At 64.0% G+C, this 8920-nt stretch carries 12 protein-coding genes; 11 read left to right on the forward strand and 1 reads right to left on the reverse strand.

All coding sequences use genetic code 11. The features are described from left to right. The 11 genes from Y708_RS26210 to Y708_RS31245 all read left to right on the forward strand — a co-directional run. A partial coding sequence (locus Y708_RS26210; protein ID WP_162150498.1) for a helix-turn-helix transcriptional regulator occupies positions 1-558 on the forward strand: 558 nt, incomplete at its 5' end. Between the two features lie 41 nt (positions 559-599). Beyond that, a complete protein-coding gene (locus Y708_RS0118455; RefSeq protein ID WP_028281073.1) occupies positions 600-1916 on the forward strand; it encodes a SufS family cysteine desulfurase in 1317 nt (438 codons plus the stop codon). Positions 1917-2268: 352 nt separating this feature from the next. Next, a complete protein-coding gene (gene fdxA, locus Y708_RS0118465) occupies positions 2269-2589 on the forward strand; it encodes a ferredoxin (protein WP_028281075.1) in 321 nt (106 codons plus the stop codon). 49 nt (positions 2590-2638) lie between these two features. Further along, positions 2639-3010, forward strand: coding sequence for a SufB/SufD family protein (locus tag Y708_RS30515; protein WP_216699835.1), 372 nt, complete (start codon positions 2639-2641; stop codon positions 3008-3010). Between the two features lie 19 nt (positions 3011-3029). Further along, positions 3030-4103, forward strand: coding sequence for a Fe-S cluster assembly protein SufB (sufB, locus tag Y708_RS26220; protein ID WP_216699836.1), 1074 nt, complete (start codon positions 3030-3032; stop codon positions 4101-4103). Beyond that, entirely contained in the window at positions 4100-4882 is a 783-nt protein-coding gene (gene sufC / locus Y708_RS26225) for a Fe-S cluster assembly ATPase SufC (RefSeq protein WP_051479170.1), read from the forward strand. The genes sufB and sufC overlap by 4 nt, the downstream gene beginning before the upstream one ends. Beyond that, positions 4879-6204 (forward strand): Fe-S cluster assembly protein SufD, encoded by a 1326-nt coding sequence (gene sufD / locus Y708_RS0118480; RefSeq protein WP_216699837.1) that lies wholly within the window; start codon positions 4879-4881, stop codon positions 6202-6204. The genes sufC and sufD overlap by 4 nt, the downstream gene beginning before the upstream one ends. 47 nt (positions 6205-6251) lie before the next feature. Further along, positions 6252-6707, forward strand: a complete 456-nt coding sequence (gene sufU, locus Y708_RS0118485; protein ID WP_028281077.1) for a Fe-S cluster assembly sulfur transfer protein SufU — start codon at positions 6252-6254, stop codon at positions 6705-6707. A gap of 6 nt (positions 6708-6713) precedes the next feature. Continuing rightward, entirely contained in the window at positions 6714-7265 is a 552-nt protein-coding gene (gene sufT / locus Y708_RS0118490) for a putative Fe-S cluster assembly protein SufT (protein ID WP_028281078.1), read from the forward strand. A 76-nt stretch (positions 7266-7341) separates the two neighbouring features. Next, the gene (locus tag Y708_RS31240; protein WP_028281079.1) at positions 7342-7695 is read left to right on the forward strand and encodes a radical SAM protein; all 354 of its coding nucleotides are present in this window, start codon (positions 7342-7344) and stop codon (positions 7693-7695) included. Further along, complete coding sequence (locus Y708_RS31245; RefSeq protein WP_028281080.1) at positions 7680-7901, forward strand: hypothetical protein; 222 nt, start codon at positions 7680-7682, stop codon at positions 7899-7901. Before Y708_RS31240 ends, Y708_RS31245 begins: the two co-directional genes overlap by 16 nt. A gap of 243 nt (positions 7902-8144) precedes the next feature. On the opposite strand, the gene Y708_RS26235 is transcribed toward Y708_RS31245, so the two are convergent. Next, positions 8145-8920 (reverse strand): IS1595 family transposase (locus Y708_RS26235; protein WP_155853934.1); only part of this gene is annotated, 776 nt, incomplete at its 5' end.

Raw genomic sequence — 8920 nt, forward strand, 5'->3', positions numbered from 1 at the left:
GAGCCCGCCGCCGCCACTGCTGGCGGGTCCGGTCGTGGCCGGCCTGCCCGCGCATACATTCTCTCCGAGGCCGGTCACGCTGGGATGGACAGTGACTACGCCGACGTGGCCACCTCGGCGTTGCGCTTTCTTGCAGAACACGCGGGTGTGGGTGCGGTGGGTGAGCTCGCCCGCGAACGCAGCGCAGGGCTTGAAGCGCGGTATGCCGCACAGCTCGCCACGGCGGGCGAGGACGTCGCTGTCCGCGCGCGGGCGCTGGCGGCGGCACTGAGCGCCGACGGTTTCGACGCTTCCATCCGACCCGTTGGAGCGGGTACGCCCCTGGCCGGTGTGCAGCTGCGCCAAGGGCATTGCCCGGTTCAGCACGTCGCAGCCCAGTTCCCGTCGTTCTGTGACGCCGAGAGCGACGGGTTCTCGCGACTGCTTGGGGTTCACGTCCAACGCCTGGCCACGCTTGCCCATGGTGGGTACGCCTGCACGACGTTCATCCCCATGGGTGCCGTTCCCATAAACGCATTCTCTGGAACGACCACCTTTGATGAAGGGTCCTTTCTATGAGCACCATCGAAGAGCTCAATCCGGGACTGAAGGGGGCCACCATGTGCGATATTGCCTTGGGCAGGGCATTCACCACGCAGGAGTCAGCCGCCATCCGTGGCGAGTTCCGGATTCTGTCGCGCTCCGTGCGTGGCGGGAAACCGTTGGTTTATCTCGATTCCGGGGCGACATCGCACAAACCGCGTCAGGTCCTCGATGCCGAGCGCGCGTTCTACGAGCAGCACAACTCCGCGGTTCACCGCGGTGCCCACCAGCTGGCCGAGGAAGCCACCGACGCCTTTGAGTCCGCGCGGGAGACGACTGCCCGTTTCATCGGCGCGCAGACCCAGGAGGTGGTGTTCACCAAGAACGCCACCGAAGCCCTGAACCTCGTGGCTTATGCCTTCAGCAATGCGGCTGCGGTCGGGGCCATGGACGGCGTCGACGCGGATGTTGCGGCGCGGTTCGCGCTCGGCAAGGGAGACGAGATCGTCATTACCGAGATGGAGCATCACGCCAATCTCGTTCCGTGGCAGGAACTCGCCCGGCGCAGCGGCGCCACCCTGCGCTGGATCGGTGTCACCGACGATGGCCGCCTTGACCTGGGCGACCTGGAAACGATCATCACCGACCGAACCAAGGTGGTCGCATTCACTCATGTGTCCAACGTTCTGGGCACGATCAATCCTGTTGCTGCCATTGTGGATCGGGCCCGGGCGGTCGGCGCGCTGACCGTCCTGGACGCCTGCCAGTCAGTGCCCCACCTGGCCGTTGACGTGGTCAATCTCGGCGTCGACTTCCTGGCTTTCAGCGGTCACAAGATGTTCGGCCCAATGGGAGTCGGCGTCCTGTGGGGCCGCTATGACCTCCTGAAAGCCATGCCGCCGTTCCTCACCGGGGGCTCGATGATCGTGACCGTCCGCATGGAGGGCTCGACCTACGCCGCTCCGCCGCAGCGCTTCGAGGCGGGTGTCCCGGTGGCGGCCCAGGCCGTGGGCCTGGCCGCGGCCTGCGACTACCTCACCAGCCTGGGCATGCCGCGGGTAACGGCCCATGAACACGCCCTCACCGGGGTCCTGCTCGCCGGTCTCGCGAAACGTCCCTGGGTCCGTGTCATCGGACCGGCCGACGGCCAGGACCGTTCCGGTGTGGTCGCCTTCGTAGTTGACGGTGTCCACCCCCATGACGTCGGCCAGATCCTCGATGATGCCGGGGTCGCCGTCCGGGTCGGTCACCATTGCGCCTGGCCGCTGCATCAGCGGATGAACGCGACGGCGACGACGCGGGTCAGCTTCGCGGCATACAACACGGTTGTTGAGGTCCACGCGCTGCTGAGCGCTCTGGACCAGGTACCCGCGGTGTTCGGGGTGAGGCTCTGATGGGGTTTTGTCAGGAGATCATCCTGGAGGACCCGAAGCGGGAGCAGCATGCGGGCCTGCGTTGGCCGTTCAACGCCCAGGCACAGCGCATCAACCCGGCCTGCGGCGACGAGGTCACCGTGCGGATCCAGCCCCGCGGCGGGTCGCGGTCGGCGAAATTTGGAGTACACCCTCCAGCCCAGCGGCCTGATCGGGCCGCAGCTCGAAGGAGCGGTTGGTTAATCACCGTCCCGCAGGAGACTGCCCCCCACCGGCCCGGGGCTCACGTCCACACGGACGCCTCGGCGGCCTTCGCCCCCGCCACGGCCACCCGGGACGGTCGGGCGCCGACCGTACGAGAAGGAGTCACACCGTGACGTATGTCATCGCGCAGCCGTGCGTGGATCTCAAGGACAAGGCATGTATCGAAGAATGCCCGGTCGACTGCATTTACGAAGGTGAACGTTCGCTCTACATTCACCCCGACGAGTGCGTGGACTGCGGTGCCTGCGAACCGGTCTGCCCGGTCGAAGCCATCTACTACGAGGATGACACCCCGGACGAGTGGGCGGAGTATTACAAGGCGAACGTCGAGTTCTTCGAGGAGCTGGGCTCACCCGGCGGGGCCGCCAAGATCGGCAACACGCACCGGGACCACCCGCTCGTGGCCGCCCTGCCCCCGCAGGGGCACTGATCGACACGCTGCCTGACATCGACTGACATCGACTGACATGGAGACGAAGATGAGTGCACCCACAACCACGACTGGTATCTCTGATGAGGTTCGTGATCTGGCGAACCAGGAGTACCAGTACGGCTTCGTCACCGATCTCGATACTGACGTCGCCCCCAGGGGGCTCAACGAGGACATCATCAGGCTGATCTCGACCAAGAAGAACGAGCCGGATTGGCTGTTGGAGTGGCGGCTTCGTGCCTACCGGCACTGGCTCACGCTTGCTGAGCCCACCTGGCAGCACGTCTCCTACGGGCCGGTCGACTACCAGGACATCATTTACTACGCCGATCCCAGGCCGAAGAAGCAAGTGGCGAGCATGGACGAAGTCGATCCGGAGTTGCGGGAGATGTTCGACAAGCTCGGGATTCTCTCTCGGTGAGCAGGAGCGTCTCAGCGGCGTGGCGGTCGACGCGATCGTCGATTCGGTGTCGGTTGCGACGACGTTCAAAGAGAAGCTGGCCGATGTCGGTGTCATCTTCTGTTCCTTCTCCGAGGCTGTCCAGAACCACCCGGACCTGGTGCGCCGATACCTCGGCTCGGTGGTCCCGTATAAGGACAACTTCTTCGCCTGCCTGAACGCGGCGGTGTTCACCGACGGCTCGTTCTGCTATATCCCCAAGGGCGTGCACTGCCCGATGGAGCTGTCCACCTACTTCCGCATCAACGCCGCGGATACCGGTCAGTTCGAGCGCACCCTGATCATCGCCGAGGAGGGTGCGTATGTGAGCTACCTCGAGGGTTGCACCGCGCCGGTGCGCGACAAGAACCAGATGCATGCCGCGGTGGTCGAACTGGTGGCCCTCGATGACGCTCAGATCAAGTACTCGACCGTGCAGAACTGGTATCCAGGTGACGCACAGGGCAACGGTGGTGTCTACAACTTCGTTACCAAGCGGGGTATGGCCGCCGGCCGGAACTCGAAGATTTCCTGGACTCAGGTCGAGACCGGCTCGGCGATCACCTGGAAGTATCCGGGCGTGATCCTCAAGGGTGACAACTCGGTCGGAGAGTTCTACTCGGTTGCGCTGACCGCCCGGCATCAGCAGGCGGATACCGGCAGCAAGATGGTGCATATCGGTAAGAACACCAGGAGCACCATCATCTCGAAGGCGATTTCGGCCGGTCACGGCCAGAACACCTACCGGGGGCTGGTAGGGATCCGCCATTCGGCTGCGGGTGCCCGGAACTTCACCCAGTGCGATTCGCTGCTGATCGGCAAGGACTGTGGCGCGCACACCTTCCCCTACGTCGAGGTGAAGAACCCGACAGGGCAGGTCGAACACGAGGCCTCCACCTCCAAGATCGGCGAGGAACAACTCCTGTACTGCCGGCAGCGGGGTATCCCGGAAGAGGAGGCGGTGTCGATGATCGTGAACGGCTTCTGCCGCGAGGTATTCAAGATGCTGCCGATGGAGTTCGCCGTCGAGGCGCAAAAACTGTTAACCGTGAGCCTGGAAGGAAGCGTGGGATGATGCTGAAGATCGAAGAACTGCATGCAAGTATCGAGGACAACGAGATCTTGCGGGGGGTGAATCTTGAGCTGAACGCGGGTGAGGTACACGCGATCATGGGGCCGAACGGGTCGGGTAAGAGCACACTGGCTAGTGTGCTGATCGGCCGCGAGGGCTATGACGTCTCCGGCAGTGTCTGCTACGAGGGCCAGGACCTGCTCGCCCTTTCGCCCGAGGACCGCGCTGCGGCGGGTGTGTTTCTGGCCTTCCAGCATCCGGTCGAGATCCCGGGCGTCGGGAACATGTACTTCATGCGCACGGCCCTGAACTCCCTGCGCCGTCAGCGCGGGCAAGACGAGCTGGATTCAGTGGACTTTCTAGCGCTGGCCCAAGAGCGGATGAAGCTCGTGGAGATGGACCAGACCTTCATGAGCCGGTCGGTCAACGAGGGATTCTCGGGCGGCGAGAAGAAGCGTAACGAGATCCTGCAGATGGCGATCCTCGAGCCCAAACTCGCGATCCTGGACGAGACCGATTCGGGCCTTGACATCGACGCCCTCCGGGTGGTCGCGAACGGCGTTAATGCCCTGCGCAGTGAGGGCCGCGCGATGCTAGTCATCACCCACCACCAGCGGCTGCTGGACTACATTGTCCCGGACCGCGTCCATGTGATGGCTGCAGGCCGAATCGTGCGCTCCGGGGACAAGGACCTTGCCCTCGAGCTCGAAGAGCACGGCTATACGGGCCTGAGGCAGCAACACAACTCGGGGCGTCCGGCGCTGTCCGGAGCGACCCAGTGACCACGGCGATGGCTGTCGGGGGAGTGCTTTCCAGCTTCGAACCCCGGGGCGAGGGCCGCGATCCCGTCTGGCTCGCCGAGGCGCGGCTGGCCGCCCTCGGGTGGGTGGGTGAGCACGGCTTCCCGACCCGCAAGGACGAGGACTGGAAGTACACCGGGCTTGACCCGATCTTGGCCGTGCCTTTCGAGGCCGCCACCCCGGGGTCGGCCCGCCGGGTATCGGCAGACATGATCAACGCAGCAGCGGTCGATCTCGGCGGGCCCCGGTTGGTCTTCGTCAATGGACACTTCGTTGCCGAGTTCTCACGGTTGACCGGGCTGCCAGCCGGCGCCGAGGTGACGAACCTCGCCGCGGTGCTGGCCGCGGGGCCCGAGCGCCTCGAACCGTTCTTCGCGCATGCGCCGGGAGAGCATCACGCGTTCGCGGCGTTCAACGACGTACTCGCCGAGGACGGGGCCTTCGTCCACCTCACACCCGGCACATGCGTGGACGAACCGATCCAGCTCGTGTTCTTCTCTGACACCGGCGGGGTCCCGCTGATGTCCAGCCCGCGGTCGGTGATCCTGGCCGGGCCCGGCAGCCGCGCGACGATCGTCGAGACCTATGCCGGCATCGACGGTGACGTGTATTGCACCAATGCCGTCACCGAGGCCGTTCTCGCCGACGGGGCCCGGATCGAGCACTACAAGGTCCAGGACGAGCCGGTGAGCGCATTCCATCTGGCGCTGCTGGACGTCCGGCAAGGACGCAACAGCCGCTTCTCCTCGCGCTCGGTCATGCTCGGCTCCAGCATTGCCCGCCACGAGGTGCGGGTGCTTCTTGAAGATGTGGGGGCCGAGGTCAGCCTCGATGGCGTTTACCTGCCGCAGGGTGATCAACTACATGACAACACGATCTTCGTGGATCACGCCGCGACCAACTGCACCAGTCACCAGCTGTACAAGGGTGTGCTGGACGGACGCGGGCACGGGGTGTTCAACGGGTACATCATGGTTCGTCCGGGAGCGGACGGAACCGATGCGAACCAGAAGAACAAGAACTTGATTCTCTCCGACCGTGCCGAGGTCGACACCCGACCGCGACTGGAGATCTACACCGACGATGTGAAGTGCACGCACGGTGCCGCCGTCGACCAACTGGACGAGGACGCGTTGCTCTACCTGCGTACGCGCGGAATACCGCTGGAGGCGGCCCGCGGTCTGCTCATCGACGCGTTCGTGCACGAGATGGTGGACCGGATCGGATTGGAGGCGCTCCGGGCGCAGCTGGAGGCGCTGGTAGCCAGCCGATTCGGGAATGGCGACCGCCCGGTCGAGCCATGAGCGGGGTAGCACAAGGTGAACTCCGGGGCGGGCCAAGGGGTGCTGCGGTGAGTGATGACATCACGAGCCTCTACCAGGAAGTGATCATCGATCATGCCCGCAGGCCACGAAACTTCCGTACGCTCGAGGACGCGACCCAGACGGTCGAGGCCCTCAACCCGCTGTGCGGTGACCAGCTGACGCTCTACCTCCAACTCGCCGACGGCACCATCGCCGACACTTCCTTCGAGGGCAACGGATGCGCCATCTCCCAAGCCTCCGCCTCGCTGATGACCATGGCGGTGAAGGGTCTGCGGCAAGAGGCGGCCCTCGCTCTATTCACCCGCGTCCACACCATGCTCACCACCGAATCCGAGGACGATGCACCGCCAGCCGGGGTCGGCAAGCTCGCAGTGCTTTCGGGTGTTTGGGAATACCCAACGCGGGTCAAATGCGCCACCTTGGCCTGGCAGGCGTTGCGCAGCGCCCTCGAAGACGCCAGCCGCCGGGACGGGACGGAGTAAACAACCATGGACTCAGGCCGATACATAACAATCGAACTAGGGCAGGACTGCCAGGCGACGGTGATCCCGGGCGGGCAGCCGATGCTGCTCCAGCGCGGCGAGCACGTCATCGTGACGCAGACCCTGGGCGCCAGCGTCACCGTCCAAACCGAAATGGGATACCTCGTCCGGATCAGTGCCGAGGACTCCGCCGCGCTCGGACTGGCTGGCCCTGGCGCCGAAGCAACGTTCGCGGACGGGGGGCCGTTCGAACTGGATCAGGTGATCGCGCAGCTCAAGAACGTCTTCGACCCAGAAATCCCCATCAACGTCGTGGATCTGGGGCTGATCTACGTCTGCCAAGCGGAGCCGCTCGCCGATGGCACCCACCGGGTCGAGATCAAGATGTCCATGACCGCTCCGGGCTGCGGCATGGGCGACGTGCTCAAAGAAGACGCCCGCGCCGCGGTCCAATCGGTCCCCGGCGTCAGCGACGTCGACATTGAGCTTGTCTGGGACCCACCCTGGGGCCAGGACCGGATGTCGGAGGCCGCCCGGCTCCAACTCGGAATGTTTTGACAGGGTCAGGCCCGACCATGACAGGGCGACCGCCGGTCCAGCCTTACCCCACGGGCGAGCATGGGGTGATGCTGTGATGGACAACGGTGCGCTCGACCCCGAGCCCCACTATTTCCGTGACCGATCGGATGTCCCGGTTGAGCTGGAACCGCCGACCGGTACGGTCACTGATACCCGGAACCGTCAATTGCGGGACCTGCGTATTTCGGTCACCGATCGGTGCAACTTCCGGTGCGTTTATTGCATGCCGAAGGAGGTCTTCGGCAAGGACTTCACGTTCATGGAGCGCGCCGAGCTGCTGACCTTCGAGGAGATGACCCGGCTCGCCAGGATCGCCGTGGCACACGGAGTCGAGAAGATCCGCCTCACCGGCGGCGAACCGCTGCTGCGCAAGGGCTTGAGGAGCTGGTGGGTATGCTCGCCGTGCTGAAGACGCCGGACGGCCGTGATATGGACATTGCGCTGACCACCAACGGATCGGCGCTGGCAGTCAAGGCACAGTCGCTGAAAGACGCCGGCAGCCCGCACGAAACACCCCAACGCTTCACCACCACCACCGACCCCAAAATCCTCGCGCTCCCAAGACCCGCGTGGATCAACCAACCCAAGCAAATCCCCGAACAGTCAGCCGCCTAACTCCCATTGGTACCGTTCAGCTTGAAAAATTCCGGTGCGACAAATCAATCAGAGGCATACCCATAGCCTCCCACGGGACTTCACCTAGGCAACAGAACAAATTCCTCAACGAGGGTGGAGCTTTTTCATGCTCGCTACCAGAACGTGGACAGTGTGCCCACATTTTTCATGGCACCCACCGTCTCCAGTCTCAACGCCGGCGTCAACTGCCAACTCCGGAAAAAGCACATAGTGGGTGAACGGTTAGCTCAGGTCATGTCTTGCGTTTCGGCCATTTTCTGTGATTTGGCGGTAGGTAGTCGGCGGCTGCCGACTGCCAAGACCGAGGAGAGTCTGGAACGCAGCCATGGGCGTGCTGCGTCTGTTGTAGCGGAACGTGAATTCGTCGAGGTAAACCTGTAGTTGTTCATTGCTGACAGATCGGTGTGTCCCTCGCAGCCACGTCTTGAAATTGCTGATCGCACGATGCACTCGAGGCATGACCGGGTCTGCGTCGCCGGCTCTCTTGGCGGCCCTTTGTGACCGTGGCCGGTAGTCGTAATCTTGCTTGGCCAATGGCGCGTAACCCATCCAGCCGTCCGTATGCACGATCGCACCGGGAGCGACGGTGTCGGTGATGAATCCGGTCAGCGTGTCGCCGGAGGCATCAGCGATCACTTTCATCCGCACACGCCCTGAACCCTGGCCCCGATGTTCCACCGCAACGACCACCTGCGCCGCTTTGGCGGTGAGATTCCTGCCGCCGCGACGTCCGGTCTCGCGGCCGCCGACCTGGCACTCATCGACGTCGACCTCGCCTGTCAGTAGAGAGCGTTCAGGGTTGACCATGGCCCGACGCAGCTTGTGCAGCATGGTCCAGGCCGTTTGATGTCGGGTGAGGCCAAGTTGACGCTGCAACTGCCTGGCAGAAATTCCAGTTGTTCCCGTGGACATCAGGTAAGCAGCCCAGAACCACAAATGCAGCGCGGTATGGGTCTTGTGCAGGACTGTACCGGCCGTCAGAGACACCTGATAGGCGC

Origin of the sequence: Arthrobacter sp. H5, from assembly GCF_000520595.1 — a bacterium.
Lineage (GTDB): Bacteria > Actinomycetota > Actinomycetes > Actinomycetales > Micrococcaceae > Arthrobacter_D.